Source organism: Mediterraneibacter hominis, from assembly GCF_014287475.1.
GTDB lineage: Bacteria > Bacillota > Clostridia > Lachnospirales > Lachnospiraceae > Mediterraneibacter > Mediterraneibacter hominis.
The window spans coordinates 169,583-192,301 of record NZ_JACOPF010000005.1 but is presented as its reverse complement, the minus strand read 5'-3'; the positions used below and the strand labels follow the sequence as shown (position 1 = coordinate 192,301).

Below are 22,719 nucleotides of genomic sequence, written 5' to 3'. Positions count from 1 at the left end.
CGTTCATCCTGAGCCAGGATCAAACTCTCGCATGTAGAACTTTGGCTTCGTCTTTAAAAGCCTCTTGTTCGTTTGCGCTCCCCATGTTCTTAACGCGGTTTCCCACATGTTTAGAACTGCCGGAGCTTCTTTTTGTTTGCCCGGACCAGAATTAACCTCTAGCCAATTCTTATCCTTTTACTGTTCTTGGTTCGTCTGTATTCTATACAGACCGTTCGAAAATTTCTCTCTTAGAATTTTCAAGGATTGTTGTCTATTGTTCAGTTCTCAAGGTGCTTCTTGTTCCCGCTTCCCAGCGACAACTTCTTTATATTACCAAAGCCGTTATCACTTGTCAAGAACTTTTTTCTTCTTTTTTCGCCGCCGCTTTCTTCTCTCTTTCGCGACAGCTTTCTTAGATTATCATATCACCCTTCAATTGTCAATATTTTTTCTACATTTTATTTATTTCAGACAATTCAAACAATTTCATTTCTTTTCCCGATTTTTCTAACTCTATTTTTACTGTTTATAAAAGAGCCCGTCAGCACTTTCTCTATCCAATAACCTTACTTTTCTTTCTCTTTTTCACACATTCATTTTCTGGAGCGCTGCTGCAAACTCACTCATCTCCTTATCTATCAGAACAGGTCTTCCCCCTTTTTTCAAAAAACAATGCGTACTGCTGCCAACTGCGCTTAACCTGTTATCTTGAGACAGATTATATATTTCATATCCCAAAGTAAATTTTACTCGTCCGATTTCTTTAAGAAACACTTTAATTTTCACCTTTTCATCAAAACATACGCTTTTTTTATACTCACAGTTTACGGCAAGCACCGGACTGATAAAGCCCTCCTCTTCAAATCTGCGGTATGGATACCCCATCTGATTCATGGCTTCAATCCGCGCCTCTTCCATCCATTTTATATAATTTGAATGATGTATAATTCCCATCTGGTCTGTCTCATGGTATTTTGCCGTCCTATTATATTCAAACATACTTCTTCTCTCCCTTCTTTAAGTAGCCTTTATTTGATACAACTGCCAGCTTAAATAAAGTCCATTGCGTCACTGATTGTCGTTACTCCTACAATTTTAATTCCTTTTATCTCTTTTACCATTTTCTGAGAAACACAAGGAAGTACACAGGTTTCGAACCCAAGCTTCTTCGCTTCTGCCACACGTTGTTCCGGCATATTCACTGCACGCACTTCCCCGCTAAGTCCAACTTCTCCAAAGACAATTACTTTTTCATCTATTGGCCTGTTTTTATAGCTGGACACCAATGCCATCACAATTCCTAAATCGATTGCAGGTTCATTCATTCTTATTCCTCCTGCTATATTGACATAAGCGTCATAGTTAGACAGTGGAAGCCCAATCCGTTTTTCTAAAACTGCCATTAACAGATTCACCCTATTATAATCACATCCTGCCGCCGTCCTTCTTGGCATTCCAAAGTTGCTTTTACATACCAAAGCTTGTATTTCTATCAAAATAGGCCGCGTTCCTTCCATTGAACATGCTACTACGGAACCGGAAGCATTTTCTGGCTTTCCACTTAACATGTACTCTGATGGATTTTCTACTTCCTTCAATCCCTCCTGACGCATTTCGAATACGCCGATTTCATTTGTGGAGCCAAAGCGATTTTTTACTGCCCGCAAAATACGGTAAGACGCATGCCTGTCTCCCTCAAAATAAAGTACTGTATCTACCATATGTTCCAAAACCCGGGGACCCGCTACCGTCCCTTCCTTTGTAACATGTCCTACAATAAAGATAGGAATACACAATCCCTTCGCAAGCTGCATAAATACATTTGTAGATTCTCTGACCTGGGATACGCTGCCAGGTGCAGACGTAACTTCCTCACTATACATCGTCTGTATAGAATCAATAATAACCAGTTCCGGCGTTTCTTTTTCAATTACTGCTCGGATAATACCCAGATTCGTCTCACATAAAAGAAGAAGGTTCTCTGCAAATTCTCCCATCCGGTTTGCCCGTAGTTTTATCTGAGTTTGGGATTCTTCTCCGGAAATATAAAGAATTTTCTTCATCTTTGCCAGTCTCTGGCAAACTTGCAGCAGAAGTGTCGATTTTCCAATCCCCGGATCTCCTCCCACCAGAACAAGCGACCCTGGCACGATGCCGCCTCCTAAAACCCGATCCAGTTCCCTAATCTCTGTCTCAATCCGCACATCATCTGAAGCGCTTACTTTGGAGAGTGAAACCGGAACTGCGTCTCTTACCGTCCTCGCTGACACTGTACTTCCCTTGCTGATTCCGGTGCCTATCTTTTCTTCTACGAAGGAGTTCCATTCACCGCACGCCGGGCACTGCCCCAGCCATTTTGCCTCCTCATGCCCACAATTTTGGCAAAAAAATATACTTTTGCTTCCCTTTGCCATATTTCATCCTTTCCTCTTACATTTACTCCATTAAATTAGGGTGGATGCCCCACATCCACCCCAAATTTCTGTTTTCTCTTAACATTTTACAACTTTTATCTGTGCACTCTCTTCCGCGCTTAACTCAATGCTTACACTTAGCTTTCCGCTTAAATTCGTCCTCATCTTACCGGAAGATTTATCATTGATCCACACTTCATATTCGCTTTCCGGCTCCAGCTCCAGGGTAAACTGTACATCTTCCGGCGCAGTCACTTCAAACATCACGCCTGTATCTGTTTCTTTGAATCTTTCTACACTGCTTCCTGGCACCGATTCATAAACAAACATTCCATTTTTTTCTAATTTTGTAATTTCAGAAAATGTTTTTACTTTATAAATATCGCCTTCAAATTCGAAATTGTCTAGTTTTGTCTTGGATTGTAATGTATAATCCCCAAAACTAAGTGTTCCGTCTTCTTCCGAGCGTAATAACTCTTTTACTGCTGCCATTTTCCTTATCCTCCTAGGTATTTTGCATATCTTCTGTTCACGAAGCACTCCTGCTTCTATTTCTTATTCATTATATAATAAAATGTCTCAATTTTCTACTGATTTTTTGCTCTGCTAATGAATCATTTATAGTGAGAATTTCTATACTTGATAAAACTGAATTCCTTTCTTAGACGCTCCCGCTTCTATAGAATCCCCTTCTCTTATTTCTCCATTTAAGACTGCCTCGGCGAGTTTATCCTCAAGCTCTGTCTGTATCGCTCTGCGCAGCGGCCTTGCACCATATTTGGCGTCCGTTCCTTTTTCAACAATATATTTCTTTGCAGACTCACGCAGCTTTAGCTCCATATTCATTTGGTCTTTCAAACGTTTTGCAAAGCCTCTGCACATAAGAGAAACGATTTTCTTCATATGGGATTTATCCAGTGCATGGAATACAATAATTTCATCGATACGGTTCAAAAACTCAGGGCGGAAAATTTGTTTTACTTCATCCATTACATTTTGCTTCATTCGTTTGTAGTCATCCGCCGGATTCTCTTTCGCAGCAAATCCCAGCTTCTTTGGTTCTACAATTGCTTTGGCTCCTGCATTGGAAGTCATAATAATCACTGTATTGGAAAAATCTACTTTCCTTCCCTGTGAATCCGTTATATGACCGTCATCTAAAACCTGCAGCAGTATATTAAACACATCTGGATGTGCTTTTTCTATTTCATCAAATAATATAACGGAATAGGGGTGTGTTCTCACCTGATCACTTAATTGGCCCCCTTCTTCATGCCCTACATATCCCGGAGGCGAGCCAATCATCTTAGCCACCGAATGTTTCTCCATGTACTCTGACATATCTACCCGAATCATAGATTCTTCGTTTCCAAACAAAGCCTCCGCAAGCGCTTTGGACAGCTCTGTTTTTCCTACTCCTGTGGGCCCCAGGAATAAAAAAGAACCAATCGGCCGTTTTGGATCTTTTAACCCTACTCTTCCTCTTTTCACTGCACGTGCAACTGCGCTGACTGCTTCGTCCTGACCAATCACTCTCTTATGCAGCTCCTGCTCTAATTTCTGCAGACGCTGCGTATCACTCTGTGCCAGCTTCTGAACAGGTATTTTAGTCCAGACAGAGACGACCTCTGCAATATCTTGTTCTACCACAGCCGGATGCAAACCAGAGCTTTTCTTTTCAAAACGCTTTTTTATTCCCTCTAATTTTTTTTCTGCTTCTCTTTGCCTCTCCTGAATCAAAGCGGCTTCTTCAAATTTCCCTTCTTTGATTGTCTCTTCCTTCTGTTTGATAAGACTGCGTACAGCTTCTTCTGTCTCATGCAGATTTTCCGGAACTTTGTATCCCTTCAGACTGATTCTGGAGCACGCTTCATCTAATACGTCAATCGCTTTATCCGGAAGATTCCTGTCCGTTATATAGCGCTCCGACATTTGTACAGCACCCTTTAACGCTTCCTCTGTTATACGAACGCGGTGATGCCTTTCGTACTTCTCTTTTAATCCTTTGAGAATCTCCAGACACTGCTCCTTGGTAGGTTCTTCTACTGACACAGGCTGAAATCTCCGTTCTAACGCCGCATCTTTCTCAATATATTTCCTATATTCTGCAATCGTAGTAGCTCCAATTAACTGGAGCTCTCCGCGCGCCAGAGAGGGTTTTAATATACTCGATGCATCAATCGCTCCCTCTGCGCCTCCTGCACCGATAATCGTATGAATTTCGTCCAAAAACAAAATGACATTCCTGCTGGCCTCTACCTCCGCAATCAGCCCCTTCATACGTTCCTCGAATTCTCCGCGATATTTAGAGCCTGCAATCATTCCTGGAAGATCCAGGGTATAAATCTTCCTGCCCTTCATTATCTCTGGAACTATGCCTGCTGCGATTCTCTGTGCCAGCCCTTCAATGATCGCTGTCTTTCCTACTCCCGGCTCTCCTACCAAACAAGGATTGTTCTTCGTTCTTCTTCCAAGCACCTGCATCAGACGATAGATTTCTTCCTCGCGCCCAACAACCGGATCCAGGCGTCCTTCCAATGCCCGCTGGGTCAAATCTGTTCCAAACTGTTCCAGCATAGAACCTTTTCCTTTTGTCTCTTCCTGTAGTTCTTCCTGGTACTCCTTTGCATCCATCCCCGCAGCAGTCATAATATCCTGAAAAATCTTTTGAAGATTGATATTCAAGGTAATCAGCACGCGCGTCGCCACACACTCTACATCACGTATCATGGACAACAGCAAATGCTCTGTACCAATCTCTCTGGTATGAAGCCGCTGTGCCTCTCTTTCGCTGTTTTCCAGAATATATTTTAACCGAGGGCTTTCCTTTGGGTATTGCCCTTTTAAAACGTCTGTCTCCGGAGAAATCAATTTATCCATCAGCCGTAATATCTTCTCTTCATCTACTCCATTTGAAGACAAAATCTGTCCTGCCACCCCTGTATATTCATTTCGAAGCCCGAGCAGAAGATGTTCAGTACCGACGTAAGGATGCTTTAATTTGCGCGCCATCGCTTTTGCATACCTAAGCGCGCTCTGCGCCTGTTTTGTATATTGATTTTGCATATATTCCTCCTGTTATTCATATTCATCAAAAATCTCATCTACCAGAGTATGTATCTCCTCTCGGGAAATATTCTTACATCTTCCCTTTGCAAGAATAATACGCATCTGGTACTTTATTTCTTCCATTGTCTTTATTTTATCTATATTCAATGCAATGACTGCGCCGCGCCGTTTATCCAGGCTGATAAATCCTTCTTGTTTTAAAACGCTGTATGCCTTATTTACCGTATGCATATTGATACCGATGGTATCTGCAAGCTGCCGTACAGAAGGCAGTGAATCCCCTTCCTGCATTTTAGCCGTGGCAATTCCTATGATAATTTGATTGCGCAGCTGTATATAAATTGCCTCTTCACTGTTAAAATCTATCTCTATCAGCATATTTTATTCTCCTCATCACATTGTTATAGATATAATAGCACAAGACAGCAATTTTTCAAACCGCAAATTTATTTTTTGTCATCCTTTTACATTTCCGGAAAACAGCGTCAGTGTACAAGGGGCAATATGGTCGATGAAGGACAAATTTGAGGCGTGTTGCCCCTTGTACACTGACGCTAGCATAAATTTATGAGGGTATCCCAAAAGTCACATAATGACTTAAGGGTTGCCCTCATCATTTGCATTTATAAACTATATAGCCTGCTGTAAATAAAAATATAAGCCCTATAATCACAAATCCGCCTATGCATATCAATATTTGGTATGTGTTGCTTAACTCGATAAACCAGCTTCCTATATTGCTGCTGTCAATATAATAACACCATCCACATATTCCTAATATTGTTATAAGAATCAAATTACTCCAGCATGTAAACGGATACCTTTGAATAAAATTAGCATCTCTGCTTAAATTTGTCTTTATTTCTGTTCCTGTAATTTTTGCCACAAAATACAAAAATATGAAAATAAGATTTAAGACGCCAATTCCCCAGATACATCCGGTCATCATTAACTTCAAAATAGACAGAGACTGCAAGCTCTGGAAAATATTATCTAACGAATTAATACTACCGAAAATCAAAAAAGCTAATGCAGTAAAAATACCTACCAGTGAAACCAGCTGCGTATTTATATCCCTTTTTGCCCTGTCTACACGTTTATCAAAATCATCATATACATCGCTGAGGTTGTCTGTAATCATTTTCTGAAAATCCACCTTGTCTTTCAGCAGATTCCGGCTTTGTGCTATCGCCAGCTGACAATGATCATACAGTTTAAAGGTAATATTTCTTATATCTACATTTTCTTGTTTTTCATCTATCTGCTCTACAGATTCCGCCAGACTTTCCAGGTTCGTAATAAATGTGCCTGTTCCATCGTTTCCTAAAGAATAAATATAGTTACTTAATTCAGAATAAAGAAACCTCTCTTCCTCCGTTATATACTGTCTTAACAGCGCAATCGTCTGTTCTGGCTTATAAAGGGCTGTATCCTGACTTAACGATTTGCAAATCTCACCCAAGAGAAGCTTTTTATTACTGTACGCCCCTTGAGATTTCTGAAGAACAAAGTCTTCTTTTTCGGTTCTTCTTAATAGTTTCTCAACATTATCCATAATTATAAAAAGTATTCCCTTATATCCTTTTTCTCTATAATTGAATTGTGTTCACCGGTATATGCTTTTATCCATGGCAGCTGGTTATGCGTAATATTTACAAGTGTAGTCGTAGAATATTCGGATAATCCATCTACCAGTTGCGCGATACGCTGCCTGTCTTCTGCTCTTAAAACTGTTTCATCATATTTTCTTCTTCCAAATTCCATATTTTCAAAATCCACATAATTGTAGCTTTCTACACTGGGAATCTGACCGCTTCCATAAGCTTTAAATTCATGGTAGACCTCCGGTACTACCGGCCCAAAGTTCCACGCCTGGATTTCCTCATCAAAACAGGGGAAACCCTCTCTGTCGGATAAATAATCCGCTTGTATAAAATACAAAAGCTTTTGTAGCTTCAGATTTGAAATTTCATACTTCTTTTTATTGCAGTAATTAATTACATACCTTGCAACATCCATTACTTTATATGCCATATTTCACCTTCTGTGTCCAAATTGATAAGTGATACCGCTTTACAGATTCTCGAAACATACGTTCTCTTTTATCTATTATATCGGATTTTTAACTGCGGCACAATACCCTATATCTTATTTTCTACTTTTTCATTTGCCCTAAGTCTTTCTTAGCGTTGGTGTATATAGGGCAATACGGTCGCTATTCTTTATTTTTATAAGTTCCTAAGCTGTTCAGAAAATTCACTTCCCAAAACAATTGCTGCTACATAGAATACTTCTCCCGTCATATAGACTTTCCAGTTATCATCTATTTCTATCTGCAGGCTGCCTCCCGGCATATGCACCACAACCTTGCTGCCGCTTAACCCCAGCTTATATGCAACCCCTGCTGCCGCACATGCGCCGGTTCCATTTGCCATCGTATACCCTGCTCCTCTTTCGTAGGTTTCAATTGAAATGTTTTCACTGTCTGTCACCTGCATAATCTCTGTATTGATTCTTTCAGGAAAGTACCGCGCACATTCAGAATATTCCCCAATTTTACATACTAATTCCCGGGAGATTTCCTTCATCGGTATGACACAATGCGGATTCCCAATGGACACGCACGTTGCAGGATATAGATTTTTCCCAAATACCATATCTTCATTGATAACTTCACGCTGTTCTCCAATAACCGGGATATCATTACTTAGAAAACTCAAGGTTCCCATAGAAACCCGCAGTCTGCTGCCCACTTCGTTTAAATAAGTAATTTCCACCATGCCGCCATCTGTCTTCAGCAGATAATTCTTCTTCTGGACATAATCCGCATCCTTTAAGTACTTTGCAAATATGCGCACACCGTTGCCACTCTTCCCTGCAATGCTCCCGTCCGGATTCCATATCCGCACTGCCATCTGTTTTGCTCCCAGCAGCGGCCCCTCCAAAATCCCGTCCGCGCCAAGCCCCATATTTCGGTTACACAGTGCTTTTACATTCCGTTTATTTAGTTCCATTTCGTTTTTATTCGGGTCATATACTAAATAATCATTGCCAAGTCCATGATACCTTTCCAATTGTATTTTCATACTCGCACCTCCTATTGTTTTTATTATATCAGGCATTTTTTTCATATAATACTAATATTATGCTTTCTATATTGCAAATAATGCTCTATAATAGAAAAAACAGCCTTCTGGAGGTCTTTCATGTCAAACTATAACAAACGCGGATATTTAAACAGTGATTTTCGCCTTTTTCATCTTACAGATATTGTACAGAAAGAATTTGAGTTTCATTACCATGAATTTCATAAAATCACTATTTTTATCAAAGGAAATGTTCAATACTATATAGAAGGAAAGACTTATCCGTTAAAACCGTATGATATTGTTCTGGTAAACCGAAATGACATTCACCGGATTCTGGCAGATCCCGCTGTCCCTTATGAAAGAATTATCATGTATATCTCACCGTCTTTTATCCATGCTTACCATACGGATGACTACGATTTGGGTTACTGTTTTCAAAAAGCAAAAGAGGAACATTCCAATGTCCTGCGTATCCCTTCTCTCGAAAAGAGCACTCTTTTTAAAATAGCAGGCAGACTGGAACATTCCTTCTCTGATACGGAATATGCAAACGATCTGTACCGTCAAGTCTTATTTTTAGAATTTATGATTCATTTAAACCGTGCTGCTGTCAAAAATAGAATTGAATTTCTAAATACAGAACTGTGTAATGAAAAAATATTGGATATTCTGCACTATATCCACGCCCATCTGACAGAACCTCTCAACATCGATCTGCTCTCTCAAACCTTCTATATCAGTAAATATTATATGATGCGCCTGTTTAAAGCTGAGACAGGCTACACCATCGGAGCTTATATCAACTACCGCCGCCTTCTGCTGGCAAGAGATCTGATTTATGAAGGAAGCTCAGTTACACAGGCCTGTTTTTCCTGTGGTTTTCGTGATTACTCCGCATTTTTAAGGGCCTATAAGGCACAATTCCATGAAACGCCTCGTTCTCTCCGCAAATCATAACAGGGCAGCTTCCTTCTCTCTGGGAAATTTTATCTCCATCCTTGTCCCCTTCCCTTCCGTACTGCTTACTGTCACATGTGCGCCATGAAGCAGAGCGCCATGTTTTACAATCGATAAGCCCAGTCCGGTTCCTCCTGTCTCTTTTGAATGGCTCTTATCGACGCGATAGAAGCGCTCAAAGATGCGTTCCTGATGTTCTTTTGGAATGCCAATTCCGGTATCTGTCACAGCTACTTTAGGGCCTTCCAGCGTATTGCCCGCCCAGACATCTACGTAACCGCCTTCTACATTATACTTAATTGCGTTCTCGCAGATATTGTAAATCATTTCATCTAATATCTGCCGGATTCCAAAATATTTCACCGGCTCCCCGGTTACAGCCAGACGAACTTTTTTACCGGCTGCCTGCGGCGCAAGACGGCTTACAATTTCTCTGCACAATTCAAATAAATCTACTTCCGTCTTTTCGATTTCTACTGATTCCTCATCTAATTTAGACAATTTGATAATATCCTCCACCAGAGTAATCAGACGCCTTGCCTCTTTATAAATACGCTCTGAAAATGCAGGCATATCCTGGGGACGGACCATACCGTTTTTCATAATCTCTGCATATCCGGAAATAGAAGTAAGCGGAGTTTTCAGTTCATGGGACACATTTGCTGAAAATTCCTTTCTCATGTTTGCAACAGCTTCCTTTTCCTTGTTCTGCCTGTCCATTGCCTCCAGAAAGGGTGTCAGCTCCTCATAAATGGGATTTTCCAGCGGTTTTTCCAGATTTAATTCATTTATCGGCTTAATTAAACGCGCTGTCTGCCATTTTGCGAGCACCAGTGCAACCAGTATCATAACCACCATCAGCACACCCATGAAAGGAAGTACATTTAACGCCGTGTAAACCAGACTGTCCATTGTCTTGGCTACACGCAGAACTGTGCCGTCATCCAAAAGAAGCGCATAATAATATAACTCCTGTTTTACTGTGCTGGACATCCTTATGTCCTCCCCGTATCCCTTTTCCAGCGCCTCTTTTACCTCTGCGCGCTCCTTATGATTTTCCTCTGTTTTTCCTGCACTTTTAGAATCATAAAGAACAGCTCCGTTTTTATCAATCTGAGTTACACGTGTATTTAAGTCTACTTCATCCATTTTTTCAAGGTACTGTGTTCCCGAGATATTGATTGCTGTCCGAATATACTGCGCCTCCTGCTGTACCTCTGATTGCAAGAGCTGTAAGTTCCTATTGTATAAAAGCACTGCCAGAAGAATATAAAAAAGAATCAATGTCCCTGTAAGAACAAATACCATGCTTCTCTGGATTTTACGCTTCATTCATTCCTCCTGCTCTGTAACCGACTCCTCTTACTGTCTCTATAATCCAGCCCTTGTCTCCTAATTTCTGGCGCAGAGTCCGGATATGTACATCCACTGTCCTTGTCTCCCCGTCGAAATCGTATCCCCATATATCCATTAAAAGCTGATCTCTTGTCAACACAATATTCTGATTGCGCATCAGCCTTTCCAAAAGCTCAAATTCTTTTAGTGTCAGTGTCACCGGTTCTCCGTCCACCGTTACTTCGTGCTTTTTGACATTCATAAGCACTCCGCCGATTTCTAAGTCTGCCTTGTCTGGAACCTGCCCGCTTCTTCTAAGCACTGCCTTGACCCTGGACACCAGCTCCATCATTCCAAACGGCTTTGCCACATAATCATCTGCTCCGGAGTCCAGCCCGATCACCTTATCGTACTCCGCCCCTTTCGCCGTCACCATAATCACTGGAATATCCTTTGTTTTCGCAGAGCCCTTCAGCTTCCTTAAAAGGGTAAGCCCATCTTCACCGGGCAGCATTATATCAAGCAAAATAAGCTCTGGCGTATCAAACGCCAAAGCCTCCATAAACGCTGTTCCTTCAGCAAAGCCCCTTGCCTTTAGTCCGGTGGATTCCAGTGTATATATTACAAGTTCGCGGATGTTGTCATCATCCTCCACGCAATATATCATCTTTATCCTCTCCTTCAATTTGCTTTTAAATTCTGGCTCCGTCTTTATGTACGCCTGTAATAGAAAATTCTACCCATTCCGCAATATTCGTTGCATGATCTCCGATACGCTCCAGATATTTTGTCACCATAATCAGATCAAAAATCTTACCGCCGTTATGTCCCTGCTCCTCTTTAATATAAGAGATCATTTCATCCCTGATTTCATTAAAGTAACTGTCTACCGTATCATCCTCCAGCATTACCTTTCTGGCAAGCTCCAGATCCTTTTGTACATATGCCGTTACACTTTCACGTACCATCTTGCTTGCGGCAGCCGCCATAACACCGATTTTTTTGATGTCAACCTCTGTCACCTGGTTCGAAGAAATTACAATCTCTGCAATATCTGATGTCTGATCCCCGATCCGTTCCATATCTGTAATCATCTTCAACGCAGCAGAAATTCTTCTTAAATCCTTCGCAACCGGCTGTTGCTGTAAAAGAAGCTTCAGGCAAAGCCTCTCTATGTCTTTTTCCATCTGGTCTATCTCTTCATCCGCCGCCATAATTGCCTTCGCCTGTTCTACATCTCCCTGCTGCAAAGCATCTGTCGCCTTTGCAATTGCAACCTCGCACAGCTCGCCCATATGAGTAAGCTGCTCATCCAACAACTGTAATTGTCTGTCAAAACGATTCCGCATAATTTAGCCAAACCTCCCTGTAATATAATCTTCTGTCCTCTTATCTGCCGGTATCGAAAATAATTTCTCTGTGTCGTTGTATTCCACAACCTCTCCCAGCAGGAAAAACGCCGTATTGTCTGATACCCGCACAGCTTGCTGCATATTATGCGTCACCATGACAATAGTATAATCTTTTTTTAATTCCATAGCAAGATCTTCAATTTTAGACGTAGAAATCGGATCCAAAGCCGAGGTTGGTTCGTCCATCAAAAGAACTTCCGGCTCCACCGCCAGGGCACGTGCAATGCAGAGTCTCTGCTGCTGGCCTCCCGACATGCCAAGAGCGCTTTTTTTCAGACGGTCTTTACATTCCTCCCAGATTGCCGCATTTCTAAGAGATTTCTCTACAATATCATCTAATTTGGACTTAGAACGAATCCCATGTGTACGCGGGCCATATGCAATATTATCGTAAATACTCATTGGAAATGGATTTGGTTTCTGAAATACCATCCCCACTCTTTTTCTCAAAAGGTTCACATCCATTCCTTTATAGATATTTTCTCCATCCAAAAGGATCTCCCCTTCAATGCGGCATCCCTCTACCAGATCATTCATCCGGTTAATAGATTTTAAAAGTGTAGATTTCCCGCAGCCACTCGGCCCAATAAACGCCGTGATTTTATTCGCCTCTATCTCCAGATTTATTCCTTTTAAGGCCTTAAAGTCCCCGTAATATAAATCTAGATTTTTAACACTAATTTTTCCCATTTTTTATACCTTTCTATGCTTTTGTCAATTTTCTTGCAACCACACTCGACAGTGTATTGATTCCTACTACCAGAACAAGCAGTACCACAGCCGTCGCATATGCCTGATCCATATAAAGGCCTTCACTTGACAGATTGTACATATGTACTGCGAGGGTACGTCCGGAGCCCATCACACTAGACGGCACCTTCGCCACAGTCCCCGCTGTGTAGATAAGCGCGGCGGTTTCTCCTACAATCCTTCCTACTGCGAGAATCACACCGGCCAAAATACCCGGAATCGCGGAAGGAAGTACAATTCGAAATACTGTCCGCAGTTTTCCTGCTCCTACTCCGAAACTCCCCTCCCTGTATGTATCTGGTACAGCCTTTAGCGCTTCCTCTGTCGTTCGCATAATCAGTGGAAGTATCATAATTGCGAGGGTGAACGCACCGGCAAGAAGGGAAAATCCCCATTCCAATGTATTGACAAAAAACAACATTCCAAACAAACCGTACACAATCGAAGGAATTCCAGAAAGTGTCTCTGTTGTCAGACGGATTACTCCTATGAATCTATTTCCTCTTCCTGCGTATTCCACAAGAAAGATCGCGGAAAAAATTCCAAAAGGGACGGCTACCAGAAGGGATAGCAATGTCATAATAATTGTATTGATTAATGCCGGCATCAAAGAGGCATTCTCCGACGTATAATGTAAGGAGAATAGAGAAGGCTTAATATGCGGTACGCCATTTATAAGTATATACGCAATCAGAAACAGCAGTACGATAAACGTCAGAACTGCCGCAAGCATAACCAGCAGCATAAGTATAAGGGATCCTGGATGTTTCAGGTACGTTTTCATTTTTTCTCCCATTGTTATTCGATTACTCATGTTCTGACCTCCTCTTTAACAGAGCAACACTGAAATTTATAATCAAAATAAATACAAACAGTACCACTCCTGTTGCAATCAATGCTTCTCTGTGCAGGCCGGTAGCATATCCCATCTCAATTACAATATTCGCAGTCAGTGTACGTACACCCTTTAGCAGACTTTCCGGTATCCATGTCTGGTTTCCCGCTACCATAATTACTGCCATTGTCTCTCCTACCGCACGCCCGATTCCAAGCACAATCCCTGCGATCACTCCTGACTTTGCCGCTGGAATCACTATAGTAAAAATACTTCTCTCATGGGTCGCTCCGAGCGCCAGCGCGCCTTCATAGTAATGCTCCGGAACTGCCCGAATCGCACTCTCTGTCGTCCCGATAATCGTCGGAAGTATCATCATACCGAGCAGCAGAGATGCCGTCAGTATTCCACTTCCATTCCCTGAAGAATCTGTGATTCCCGCCTGCTTCAAGGTTCTTCCAAATTCCCGTATCCAGGGCACCAGAACAACCAGACCGAAGAAGCCATACACAACCGAAGGAATACCGGCCAGCAGCTCTGTCGCAGCTTTCAAGGGCTTATAAATCGCTTTCGGACAGTACATTGCCATAAAAACAGAGGTCAGAATCCCAATAGGCACACCGAACACAATGGCTCCCGCCGTCACATACAAGCTTCCTATAATCATTGGAAAAATACCGTACAAGTCATTGTTCGGCTTCCACATTTTTCCTGTAATAAATTCTACAAATCCAATCTCTTTCATTGCAGGGACGCCATTTGCAAATAAAAATACACAAATGAGAGCTACCGCCAGCACCGAAGCGCAGGCGGCAATGAAGAACACTCCCTGCATGAATTTCTCAGTCCATGCTTTCGATTTCATATTTTCGTTTCCTCTTACTCTGTTACCTCATCCCAGGATAGAGCCTCTCCGGTATAGATTGATTTTACCTGCTCTGTAGACATATCCTCTGTCGGGTTCCCTTTATTTACAATAACCGCGATTCCGTCTGTCGCAATTACAGTTGCTTTGAGCCCCTGTGAAAGCTCCTCGTCTTTTAACTCTCTAGATGCCATGCCTATATCGTAGCTTCCGTCCACTGCAGATGTCATACCCGTTGTAGAATCCGATGTCTGAAGCTCAAGCTCTGCATTCGGATTTACTTCCTTGTACGCTTCTGCCAGTTTTTCCATAACCGGTGCTATGGAAGAAGAGCCTCCGATTACCGCTTTTCCGGACGGCTGTGTTCCTTCAAACGCTTTCACATCATCTACCGGAATATATCCGTTATCAGAAACAACCTTCTGTCCTTCTTCACTCATAATAAAGTTAATAAAATCTTCTGCTACTTCGTTGTCTAAATCCTCTTTTGTCGCAATGTTAAATGGTCTGGAAACCTTGTATGTACCAGATTTAATATTTTCTGCCGTTGCCTCTGCCCCGTCAATTTTCACTGCTTTTACTGTCTCATCCAGTGACCCGAGAGATACATAGCCGATTGCGTATTCGTCGCCTGCGACTGTTGTGAGCATAACAGATGTACTGTTTGTAATCTGTGCTCCCTCTGTCGTCATATCTACTTTATCGCCGTCTACTTCTTCTTGTACTCCAAACAGTTCAATAAATGCGCCTCTTGTTCCAGAACCATCCTCGCGGGATACAACTGTAATATCATTGGAGCTGTCCCATTCAGAAGCAGAACTGTCTTTTGAATCTGTACTTCCAGAACCACATCCCGTCACTGCTGCCGCAAGCATACCTGCTATTGAACAAACTGCAATAAACTTTTTCATTTTCATTGTTTTACTCTCCTTTGTCTTATCCACATTTTTAACTTATTTTCTTTTCTTCACACCAGTTATCTTAAAGAACCAATGTAAAATGTAAAATCATCTGTTTGTTAAATCTATGTAAAACAATGTACTTCCTACATTCCCGCGCCGAAGCGCGGCTGTATCAGCAGCCATTTTCCACTTGCACGCAGTATGCATCCTCCGGAGGGTTTTCTTGTATAGGAAACTTCTTTCCTATACAAGAAAATAAAAGACAGCTTATCCTTTCAGTATTTTTACCTTCAGGATAAACCGTCTTTTACGCCGCTGCCGTAACAGCAGCAATGTCTTTTATCTTTCTTTTTTATTCCTTCTGTGCTTCCCCATCCGCTGCCACTTCTGTAATAGACTTCACAAGACCTGCTATTTCTTGAATCTTAGACGGAACAATAATCTTCGTTGCCCTGCCATCCGCCGCCTTTTCAAATGCTTCAAGGCTCTTTAACGTCAGCACCGCATTGTCCGCTCCAGCTTCTTTTAAAAACCTTAATCCATCCGCTGTTGCCTGCTGTACCTTTAATATCGCTTCCGCCTCACCTTCTGCCTCACGTATCATCTTCTCCTTCTCTGCCTCTGCACGCAAAATTGCCGCCTGCTTCTCTGCTTCTGCTTCCAGAATCACCGATTCTTTCTGTCCCTCTGCTACAAGGACTGTCGATTTCTTCTCTCCTTCTGCACGCAGGATTGCCTCTCTTCTCTCTCGCTCGGCCTTCATCTGTTTCTCCATCGCGTCCCGAATGGCTGTCGGTGGGATGATGTTTTTTAATTCCACTCTGTTCACTTTAATCCCCCAGGGATCTGTCGCCAGATCCAGCTCTGCACGCATCCTTGTATTGATTGTCTCTCTGGAAGTCAGCGTCTGATCCAGTTCCAGATCTCCGATGATATTACGCAGTGTAGTCGCCGTCAGATTTTCTATCGCAATAATCGGATTGGCAACGCCATAGCAAAACATCTTTGGATCTGTAATCTGGTAAAATACGACTGTGTCAATCTGCATGGTAACATTATCCTTTGTAATTACCGGCTGCGGTGCAAAATCTACCACCTGTTCTTTCAGATCGATCCTTCTTGCCACTCTGTCTATAATCGGAATTTTAAAGTGAAGTCCTGTATTCCATGTCGCCTGATACGCCCCCAGACGTTCCAGAACAACCGCCTGTGCCTGATGTACAATCTTCACGCAGGAAATCAGAACCAAAACAACAATCACTATAATAATGATGAAAAAAATACTCCCTAAACCAATTATGCCCATCTCTTATTCCTCCTCATACTTTTCTACAATTAATTTTACCCCAGAAACTGCAACTACTTTCGCCAGCTCTCCTATTTCCAAAATTTCCTTGTTATTTTCTGTACGCACTGTCCATTCCTGTCCATCTACCATACTCTTTCCTGTCTGTGCCAGATTATCCACTCTTTCCGTAATCTTTATTACTTTCCCAAGCTCTCTTTCATAGTTTGTCTTTATCCGATTTTTATTTACATACTTCTGTGCCCACGGTCTGGTAAAAAACAACAGAATACAGGAAACCACAAGAAAAACTATACACTGTCCTGCCATTCCCATTCCGAGAGAATTCACTGCTATTGCGGCGAGAGCTCCGCCCGCAAACCAGATCGTCACAAGCCCGACTGTCAATGCTTCTATAATAAGCAGAATAATAAAAACTGCCAGCCAGATAAAGTTCCTTCCTGCAATCGTCATAATTATCCCTTCCATAGCATCGCCTCCTCCCCAATATAATATCTGGGCGTCCTGAATTCATCCAGCAATTTTTCCCCTGCTTCAAAAAGCACAGGTAATACAGAAAAAAGAAGAATCGCCAGAATGATTATCCAGGTAAGACATCCTTTCTTGCTTTTCTGCTGCGTACCCTGCCTGTATTGTCTTCTTTTATTTTGAATACTTTGCTTCTCTCCTGCTCTGCCTTCTGCTTTCTTCTCTTTTTTTGGCTCTGTTGTCTGACAGGTATGCTCTGTCTTTCTGTCCTGACTGTTTTCCATTCTTCTTTCCCGTTCATATATAGAATTGTCCAGCCCGCAGAATTCACACCGATTCTCTCTCAACCTTCCTCCGCATAGACTGCATCTTTTCCCCGCCATTTTATCCTCTTTTTACTTTCTTTAGAATTTTCTTCATTGTAACATATACAGAACAAACCTACAAATATGCTTTTTGATCTTCCAAAATATTCTTGACATACAAAAGAAACCATCCATATAATATACACATACCCCTAACCGTATGGAGGTGAGTGTATGAAGCAATGTATGGATTCTGATAATCTTCATCGCAGATTGAAAAAAATTATTGGACAGGTACAGGCAATCGACAGAATGGTAGATGAAGATGTTCCCTGTGAAGATATTCTCGCACAGATTAATGCAGCTAAATCTGCACTTCACAAGGCTGGACAGGTTGTATTAGAAGGACACATCAAGCATTGTGTCCGCGATGGAATTGAGCATGGAGATGCGGATAAGACTATCGAAAATTTTACAAAAGCAGTAGAACGATTTGCCAATATGAAATAGAAGCACAGGCAAAAAAACAGCAGGAATATGCGTACTACTATGCATATTCCTGCTATTTTATTACCTTGTAAGCTTATACAGAAAAGGATAAGAGAACTTGACAGCCTATACCCCTATAGGTATAATATACTCATACCCATATAGGTATGTAGGAGGTCTTTACTTATGAATACTATAATAAAAAAGCTAGAACAACTTCTGGAACTGGGAGGTACAAAAAAAGAAGTAAGTTTTCTAATTCTCTCTGGCCTTGCATTACTTGCCAGTATCTTCCCCCCCCTCTCCCTTCCTTTTGATCCAGCTTGGATTGCTGTTTTGTTATGTGGAATCCCAATCATTTTAGAAGCTGTAATCGGGCTTATCACCGCCTTTGATATCAAGGCTGACGTCCTAGTCTCTCTCGCTTTGATAGCCTCCATCTGCATCGGAGAAGATTTTGCTGCCGGAGAGGTCGCATTTATCATGCAGTTGGGCGCCCTCCTGGAAGATTTGACAGTCGCAAAGACCCGCGCCGGCATCGAAAAGCTCGTACATCTCACGCCGCAGACTGCCAGAGTTTTGAAAGACAACAACGAATATATCCTGCCCGCCGAACAAGTAAAGGTCGGCGATCTTCTCCGCGTACTCCCGGGAGAAACGATTCCTGTAGACGGTATCATTCTTTCTGGACATACCTCCATCAATCAGGCAGTAATGACAGGGGAATCACTGCCAGTCGACAAAACCGCAGGAGATACTGTTTCAAGCGGAACCGTAAATCAGTTCGGCACTTTTGATATGAAAGCGGTGAAGGTTGGTCAGGACAGTTCTATTCAACGAATGATTCGCCTCGTTCAATCCGCAGATGCCAGCAAAGCAAAAATCGTAAATCTTGCAGATCGGTGGGCAACCTGGATTGTTGTTATTGCCCTGAGTGCCGCAGCACTAACCTGGTTGATTTCCGGTGAAATCATACGCGCTGTCACAATCTTGGTTGTTTTTTGTCCCTGTGCCCTGGTACTTGCCACACCAACTGCCATTATGGCGGCTATCGGTAATGCCACCAAACATGGATTTTTGATCCGGGAAGGAGATGCACTGGAGCGTCTGGCCGCCGTTACCAGAATCACCTTTGATAAGACCGGCACCCTTACTTACGGGACGCCAAAGGTTATAAAAGTCCTCTCTGTCCTGCCCGAATATACGGAAACACAGTTGTACGCCATGACCGCCTCAGCCGAACAGTTCTCAGAACATCCCCTCGGCAAGGCCGTAGTGAACTGTTACCGGCGCTCCTTTGCCTGTCCGCCGGAGAAAGCCGAACAATTCCGGATGATCCCGGGTCGCGGTGTTTCCTGTCTCATATCTGGAAAAGAGGTGCTGGCGGGCAACACAGAACTGTTCCGTGAACACGGCATCCCTCTCCCTTCACAGCTTCTAAAGGAAGCAGAAAGCTATCTTATGCAGGGATGTACAATCATCTACACAGCGTTCGGACAGAAAGCTGCAGGATGTCTGATTCTCTCCGATACAGTGCGCAAGGAGAGCGCCAATATGATCAAACAGTTAAAAGCCTCCAGGGTATGTCCCGTCCTTCTAACAGGGGATCACGAAAATGCCGCCGCGGCAATCGCAGGCAGCTTGCAGATCCAGGAGGTACATGCAGGCTGTCTCCCGGAAGATAAATTAAAATGGATTGAACACTATCAGAAGCAGGCAGAATCGGTCTGCATGATAGGCGACGGTATCAACGACGCGCCCGCGCTGAAAAAGGCGGATGTCGGAATTGCCATGGGAAAGGTGGGGAGTGATATCGCTGTCGACGCGGCAGACATCGCCCTGGTGAACGACGAGGTAAAAGAACTTCCTCATCTGGTGGCACTCTCCAGAAGAATGATGATCACGATCAAATGTAATTTAAGCTTTTCTATGGGGCTGAACTTCCTTGCTATCGTACTTGCCATCACGGGGATTCTAAACCCTGTTGTCGGTGCGCTGGTACATAATGCGGGGAGCGTACTCGTCATTGCAAATTCCGCGTTACTGTTAAATTGGAAGCACCGCGGTTAATATTTATGAACACTCTCTTATTTTTACAAATCTCTAAAACCATAAAATAATACAGAAAGCAGTAAGTTTGAAAAAATTTACTGCTTTCTGTATATCCGCTTTTGAACAATGAATAATTTTTATCTATAAAGTAGAGAAAAAATACAGGCAACACATCCTATCCGTTCTTTCTACGCTGTAATCGTAAGAATCTCTTCAGCTATATTTCTGGAGTGGTCAGAGATCCTCTCCAAGCATACCAGCGCGTCTAAAAATACAATTCCCGCATCTGTATTGCATTGGTTCTTTGCAAGGCGTTTCATATGCTCTGCACGCAGTCGGATCTCCAATTCATCTGCCTGACTTTCCTTTTCAATCACTTTCAAGGCTTTCTCTTTACTGTGTTCTTCCAAAGCCTCTACCGCATAACGGAAACTGTCTGCGCAGACCTCTATCATTTCTTTTAGTTCTTTGCTTCCCACATCGGAAAACATCGTTTTTCTTTCCTTCAGTGTTTCCGCAAACTCAGAAATATTTTCACAATAATCACTGACACGCTCTATATCCGAAATAATCTGAAGCAGGCTGGCAATATGCTGATGCTCCTTTTCATTGATAGACAGAGAATTCAGTTTAATCACATAGTTGCTGATTCCTCTGCACAGCCCGTCAACCGTATTTTCTTCCTCTTTGATGTCAAGAATGTTCTGATAGTCCTTTGTAAACATTACCGATTTTGATTTGTCCATTGTTCCCTTCACAATTCTTCCCATACGGCATACTTCGCTTACAACTGACTGAAGCGCAATTCCCGGCGTCTCCAACATTCTTTCATCCAGAAGCACTTTGTTATCTTCCACTTCTGTCTTGTCTTCTTTTTCAATTTTCTTTGCAAGCTTAATAATCCAATCAGAAACAGGGAACAAAATAACGGTCGTTCCAATATTAAAAATCGTATGCACTGTACTGATCTCCGTCTGAGTAATCATCCCCAAACCGGCCTGCGGATTGATAACTGCAAAGAACAAGATTCCAGCTATACTGAAAATAATCGTGCCTATAATATTGAAAAGCAAATGCATAATTGCTGCTGTTTTTGCTGTTTTCTTCGCACCGATACTAGACATAATCGCCGTTACACAAGTACCGATATTCTGCCCCATAATAATATATACTGCGGCGTTGAATGGAACCAGCCCCGCAGCCGCAAGACTCTGCAAAATCCCCACTGACGCAGAAGAACTCTGGATTACTGCGGTCACAACTGCTCCAGCAATAATTCCCAGGAACGGGTTATGTCCTAAAGTTACGAAAATGTTGCGGAATCCTTCTGATTCCTCCAACGGCGCTACAGCCGATGACATAGTTGTAATACCAATAAATAAAAGTCCGAATCCAATGATAATACTTGCTATATCTTTTGTAGAACGTCTCTTTCCTGTCAGCATTACAATGACCCCAGCCATAACTGCAATCGGAGCAATATTGCCCGGACTTAAAAACTTTGCCCATTCTACACTGGACACAAGCCATCCCGTCACCGTTGTTCCGATATTTGCCCCCATTATAACGCCCATTGCCTGCGTCAAGTTCATAATGCCTGCATTTACAAACCCTACCACCATAACAGTCGTGGCCGATGAACTTTGGATTACTGCCGTAATCAGAGCACCGAGCAGTACACCAAAGAATTTATTCTTTGTCAGAGCTTCCAGCAGTGTTTTCATCTTGCTTCCGGCTGCATTTTCAAGTCCCTGCGCCATAATCTGCATACCGTAAATAAACATTCCCAGACCCCCGACAAAGGGGATGATGATGCTTACATAATTCATAATTTCCTCCTAAGGTGTTCCCTCATTTTATCCTTCATACCGTATAAAAACACAGTACATAATTACGATAACATTATCATCCTCAAAAAACAACAAAATTTTACTTATATTTGCATTATATTTTACTTTTATGTAACAGTTCAGCCATACAGGGTGCGGGAAGCATAAAACATGCCTGCATGTTTTTGCGGGCGTACATCTGTATGAGCTTAAGCGCCTATCAATGAGTAAAACGGTGGCGGCAGCCACGATAAGAACGCAGTGCGGTTTTACGAATGGCACGGGCTGAACTGTTGCCTTTTATTTTTTCATCTTCGGTTCAAAGATAAATGAGGCCAGATAACCAAAGATCAATGCCGCAGAAATTCCCACCGCGCTTGCTTTAAAGCCTCCCATAAAAATTCCTATAAATCCATGTTTGTCTACAGCTTCTTTTACTCCCTGCCACAGTACATTGCCAAAGCCAAGAAGAGGAACACTCGCGCCTGACTTAGCAAACTCCAAAAATGGTTCATAAATATTGCAGAAACCTAAAACGGCGCCCGAGCATACAAGAAGTACCATCACTCTTCCCGGCATTAGTTTTGTCCGATCTAATAAAATCTGTATTACCGCGCACAGCAAACCGCCGATTAAAAATGCTTTTACGTAATCCATTCT

23 protein-coding genes are annotated in these 22,719 nt (G+C 42.4%); 3 read left to right on the top strand and 20 right to left on the bottom strand.

The window, feature by feature from the left end:
* Positions 1-567: 567 nt before the first annotated feature.
* From H8S37_RS16740 to dapF, 8 genes are all read right to left on the bottom strand, one after another.
* Complete coding sequence (locus H8S37_RS16740) at positions 568-981, bottom strand: acyl-CoA thioesterase (protein WP_186877206.1); 414 nt, start codon at positions 979-981, stop codon at positions 568-570.
* Between the two features lie 50 nt (positions 982-1,031).
* On the bottom strand, positions 1,032-2,396 hold the full coding sequence (gene radA, locus H8S37_RS16735; protein WP_186877205.1) for a DNA repair protein RadA: 1,365 nt from the start codon (positions 2,394-2,396) through the stop codon (positions 1,032-1,034).
* A 78-nt stretch (positions 2,397-2,474) separates the two neighbouring features.
* A complete protein-coding gene (locus H8S37_RS16730; RefSeq protein ID WP_186877204.1) occupies positions 2,475-2,888 on the bottom strand; it encodes an endosialidase in 414 nt (137 codons plus the stop codon).
* Between the two features lie 141 nt (positions 2,889-3,029).
* Entirely contained in the window at positions 3,030-5,462 is a 2,433-nt protein-coding gene (locus tag H8S37_RS16725; protein WP_186877203.1) for an ATP-dependent Clp protease ATP-binding subunit, read from the bottom strand.
* 12 nt (positions 5,463-5,474) lie between these two features.
* Entirely contained in the window at positions 5,475-5,843 is a 369-nt protein-coding gene (locus H8S37_RS16720) for a GntR family transcriptional regulator (RefSeq protein ID WP_186877202.1), read from the bottom strand.
* A gap of 235 nt (positions 5,844-6,078) precedes the next feature.
* A complete protein-coding gene (locus tag H8S37_RS16715; RefSeq protein ID WP_186877201.1) occupies positions 6,079-7,020 on the bottom strand; it encodes a hypothetical protein in 942 nt (313 codons plus the stop codon).
* A 2-nt stretch (positions 7,021-7,022) separates the two neighbouring features.
* Positions 7,023-7,499 carry a Panacea domain-containing protein gene (locus tag H8S37_RS16710; RefSeq protein ID WP_186877200.1) on the bottom strand — a complete coding sequence of 159 codons (477 nt, stop codon included), beginning with the start codon at positions 7,497-7,499 and terminating at the stop codon, positions 7,023-7,025.
* A gap of 194 nt (positions 7,500-7,693) precedes the next feature.
* Positions 7,694-8,551 carry a diaminopimelate epimerase gene (gene dapF / locus H8S37_RS16705; RefSeq protein WP_186877199.1) on the bottom strand — a complete coding sequence of 286 codons (858 nt, stop codon included), beginning with the start codon at positions 8,549-8,551 and terminating at the stop codon, positions 7,694-7,696.
* A gap of 120 nt (positions 8,552-8,671) precedes the next feature.
* Here dapF and H8S37_RS16700 point away from each other — a divergent pair, with 120 nt between their 5' ends.
* Positions 8,672-9,511, top strand: coding sequence for an AraC family transcriptional regulator (locus tag H8S37_RS16700; RefSeq protein ID WP_186877198.1), 840 nt, complete (start codon positions 8,672-8,674; stop codon positions 9,509-9,511).
* Here the strand turns inward: H8S37_RS16700 and H8S37_RS16695 are convergent.
* The 10 genes from H8S37_RS16695 to H8S37_RS16650 form a co-directional block, all read right to left on the bottom strand.
* Positions 9,506-10,843: a sensor histidine kinase gene (locus tag H8S37_RS16695; RefSeq protein WP_186877197.1), complete on the bottom strand. Its 1,338-nt coding sequence runs from the start codon at positions 10,841-10,843 to the stop codon at positions 9,506-9,508. The two genes, H8S37_RS16700 and H8S37_RS16695, sit on opposite strands and share 6 nt — an antisense overlap.
* A complete protein-coding gene (locus H8S37_RS16690) occupies positions 10,833-11,513 on the bottom strand; it encodes a response regulator transcription factor (RefSeq protein ID WP_186877196.1) in 681 nt (226 codons plus the stop codon). The genes H8S37_RS16695 and H8S37_RS16690 overlap by 11 nt, the downstream gene beginning before the upstream one ends.
* A gap of 25 nt (positions 11,514-11,538) precedes the next feature.
* The gene (gene phoU / locus H8S37_RS16685; protein ID WP_186877195.1) at positions 11,539-12,195 is read right to left on the bottom strand and encodes a phosphate signaling complex protein PhoU; all 657 of its coding nucleotides are present in this window, start codon (positions 12,193-12,195) and stop codon (positions 11,539-11,541) included.
* A 3-nt stretch (positions 12,196-12,198) separates the two neighbouring features.
* Positions 12,199-12,948, bottom strand: a complete 750-nt coding sequence (gene pstB, locus H8S37_RS16680) for a phosphate ABC transporter ATP-binding protein PstB (protein WP_186877194.1) — start codon at positions 12,946-12,948, stop codon at positions 12,199-12,201.
* Between the two features lie 13 nt (positions 12,949-12,961).
* Positions 12,962-13,822, bottom strand: a complete 861-nt coding sequence (gene pstA / locus H8S37_RS16675; RefSeq protein ID WP_186877193.1) for a phosphate ABC transporter permease PstA — start codon at positions 13,820-13,822, stop codon at positions 12,962-12,964.
* Positions 13,815-14,708, bottom strand: a complete 894-nt coding sequence (pstC, locus tag H8S37_RS16670) for a phosphate ABC transporter permease subunit PstC (RefSeq protein ID WP_186877192.1) — start codon at positions 14,706-14,708, stop codon at positions 13,815-13,817. The genes pstA and pstC overlap by 8 nt, the downstream gene beginning before the upstream one ends.
* A 14-nt stretch (positions 14,709-14,722) precedes the next feature.
* The gene (locus H8S37_RS16665) at positions 14,723-15,625 is read right to left on the bottom strand and encodes a substrate-binding domain-containing protein (RefSeq protein ID WP_186877191.1); all 903 of its coding nucleotides are present in this window, start codon (positions 15,623-15,625) and stop codon (positions 14,723-14,725) included.
* A 337-nt stretch (positions 15,626-15,962) separates the two neighbouring features.
* On the bottom strand, positions 15,963-16,916 hold the full coding sequence (locus tag H8S37_RS16660; protein ID WP_186877190.1) for an SPFH domain-containing protein: 954 nt from the start codon (positions 16,914-16,916) through the stop codon (positions 15,963-15,965).
* Between the two features lie 3 nt (positions 16,917-16,919).
* The gene (locus H8S37_RS16655) at positions 16,920-17,384 is read right to left on the bottom strand and encodes an NfeD family protein (protein ID WP_243207237.1); all 465 of its coding nucleotides are present in this window, start codon (positions 17,382-17,384) and stop codon (positions 16,920-16,922) included.
* Positions 17,372-17,767 (bottom strand): hypothetical protein, encoded by a 396-nt coding sequence (locus H8S37_RS16650; RefSeq protein ID WP_186877189.1) that lies wholly within the window; start codon positions 17,765-17,767, stop codon positions 17,372-17,374. Before H8S37_RS16650 ends, H8S37_RS16655 begins: the two co-directional genes overlap by 13 nt.
* A 156-nt stretch (positions 17,768-17,923) precedes the next feature.
* On the opposite strand from H8S37_RS16650, the gene H8S37_RS16645 reads away from it, so the two are divergent.
* Together H8S37_RS16645 and H8S37_RS16640 are read left to right on the top strand one after the other, a co-directional pair.
* Positions 17,924-18,199, top strand: coding sequence for a metal-sensing transcriptional repressor (locus H8S37_RS16645; RefSeq protein ID WP_186877188.1), 276 nt, complete (start codon positions 17,924-17,926; stop codon positions 18,197-18,199).
* 165 nt (positions 18,200-18,364) lie between these two features.
* Complete coding sequence (locus tag H8S37_RS16640) at positions 18,365-20,248, top strand: heavy metal translocating P-type ATPase (protein ID WP_186877187.1); 1,884 nt, start codon at positions 18,365-18,367, stop codon at positions 20,246-20,248.
* 170 nt (positions 20,249-20,418) lie between these two features.
* Here the strand turns inward: H8S37_RS16640 and H8S37_RS16635 are convergent, their stop codons facing one another.
* Complete coding sequence (locus H8S37_RS16635) at positions 20,419-22,059, bottom strand: Na/Pi cotransporter family protein (RefSeq protein ID WP_186877186.1); 1,641 nt, start codon at positions 22,057-22,059, stop codon at positions 20,419-20,421.
* 300 nt (positions 22,060-22,359) lie between these two features.
* Positions 22,360-22,716 (bottom strand): stage V sporulation protein AE, encoded by a 357-nt coding sequence (gene spoVAE / locus H8S37_RS16630; RefSeq protein ID WP_186877185.1) that lies wholly within the window; start codon positions 22,714-22,716, stop codon positions 22,360-22,362.
* Positions 22,717-22,719 lie beyond the last annotated feature (3 nt).

Bases quoted from the DNA above. Each gene is read 5' to 3' on its own strand.
- H8S37_RS16730 (WP_186877204.1), bottom strand. From the start codon at position 2,888: ATGGCAGCAGTAAAAGAGTTATTACGCTCGGAAGAAGACGGAACACTT.
- spoVAE (WP_186877185.1), bottom strand. From the start codon at position 22,716: ATGGATTACGTAAAAGCATTTTTAATCGGCGGTTTGCTGTGCGCGGTA.
- H8S37_RS16650 (WP_186877189.1), bottom strand. From the start codon at position 17,767: ATGGCGGGGAAAAGATGCAGTCTATGCGGAGGAAGGTTGAGAGAGAAT.
- H8S37_RS16640 (WP_186877187.1), top strand. From the start codon at position 18,365: ATGAATACTATAATAAAAAAGCTAGAACAACTTCTGGAACTGGGAGGT.
- pstC (WP_186877192.1), bottom strand. From the start codon at position 14,708: ATGAAATCGAAAGCATGGACTGAGAAATTCATGCAGGGAGTGTTCTTC.
- H8S37_RS16725 (WP_186877203.1), bottom strand. From the start codon at position 5,462: ATGCAAAATCAATATACAAAACAGGCGCAGAGCGCGCTTAGGTATGCA.
- H8S37_RS16655 (WP_243207237.1), bottom strand. From the start codon at position 17,384: ATGGAAGGGATAATTATGACGATTGCAGGAAGGAACTTTATCTGGCTG.
- H8S37_RS16715 (WP_186877201.1), bottom strand. From the start codon at position 7,020: ATGGATAATGTTGAGAAACTATTAAGAAGAACCGAAAAAGAAGACTTT.
- dapF (WP_186877199.1), bottom strand. From the start codon at position 8,551: ATGAAAATACAATTGGAAAGGTATCATGGACTTGGCAATGATTATTTA.
- H8S37_RS16665 (WP_186877191.1), bottom strand. From the start codon at position 15,625: ATGAAAATGAAAAAGTTTATTGCAGTTTGTTCAATAGCAGGTATGCTT.
- H8S37_RS16720 (WP_186877202.1), bottom strand. From the start codon at position 5,843: ATGCTGATAGAGATAGATTTTAACAGTGAAGAGGCAATTTATATACAG.
- pstB (WP_186877194.1), bottom strand. From the start codon at position 12,948: ATGGGAAAAATTAGTGTTAAAAATCTAGATTTATATTACGGGGACTTT.
- H8S37_RS16660 (WP_186877190.1), bottom strand. From the start codon at position 16,916: ATGGGCATAATTGGTTTAGGGAGTATTTTTTTCATCATTATTATAGTG.
- phoU (WP_186877195.1), bottom strand. From the start codon at position 12,195: ATGCGGAATCGTTTTGACAGACAATTACAGTTGTTGGATGAGCAGCTT.
- H8S37_RS16695 (WP_186877197.1), bottom strand. From the start codon at position 10,843: ATGAAGCGTAAAATCCAGAGAAGCATGGTATTTGTTCTTACAGGGACA.
- H8S37_RS16635 (WP_186877186.1), bottom strand. From the start codon at position 22,059: ATGAATTATGTAAGCATCATCATCCCCTTTGTCGGGGGTCTGGGAATG.
- radA (WP_186877205.1), bottom strand. From the start codon at position 2,396: ATGGCAAAGGGAAGCAAAAGTATATTTTTTTGCCAAAATTGTGGGCAT.
- pstA (WP_186877193.1), bottom strand. From the start codon at position 13,822: ATGAGTAATCGAATAACAATGGGAGAAAAAATGAAAACGTACCTGAAA.
- H8S37_RS16710 (WP_186877200.1), bottom strand. From the start codon at position 7,499: ATGGCATATAAAGTAATGGATGTTGCAAGGTATGTAATTAATTACTGC.
- H8S37_RS16645 (WP_186877188.1), top strand. From the start codon at position 17,924: ATGAAGCAATGTATGGATTCTGATAATCTTCATCGCAGATTGAAAAAA.
- H8S37_RS16690 (WP_186877196.1), bottom strand. From the start codon at position 11,513: ATGATATATTGCGTGGAGGATGATGACAACATCCGCGAACTTGTAATA.
- H8S37_RS16700 (WP_186877198.1), top strand. From the start codon at position 8,672: ATGTCAAACTATAACAAACGCGGATATTTAAACAGTGATTTTCGCCTT.
- H8S37_RS16740 (WP_186877206.1), bottom strand. From the start codon at position 981: ATGTTTGAATATAATAGGACGGCAAAATACCATGAGACAGACCAGATG.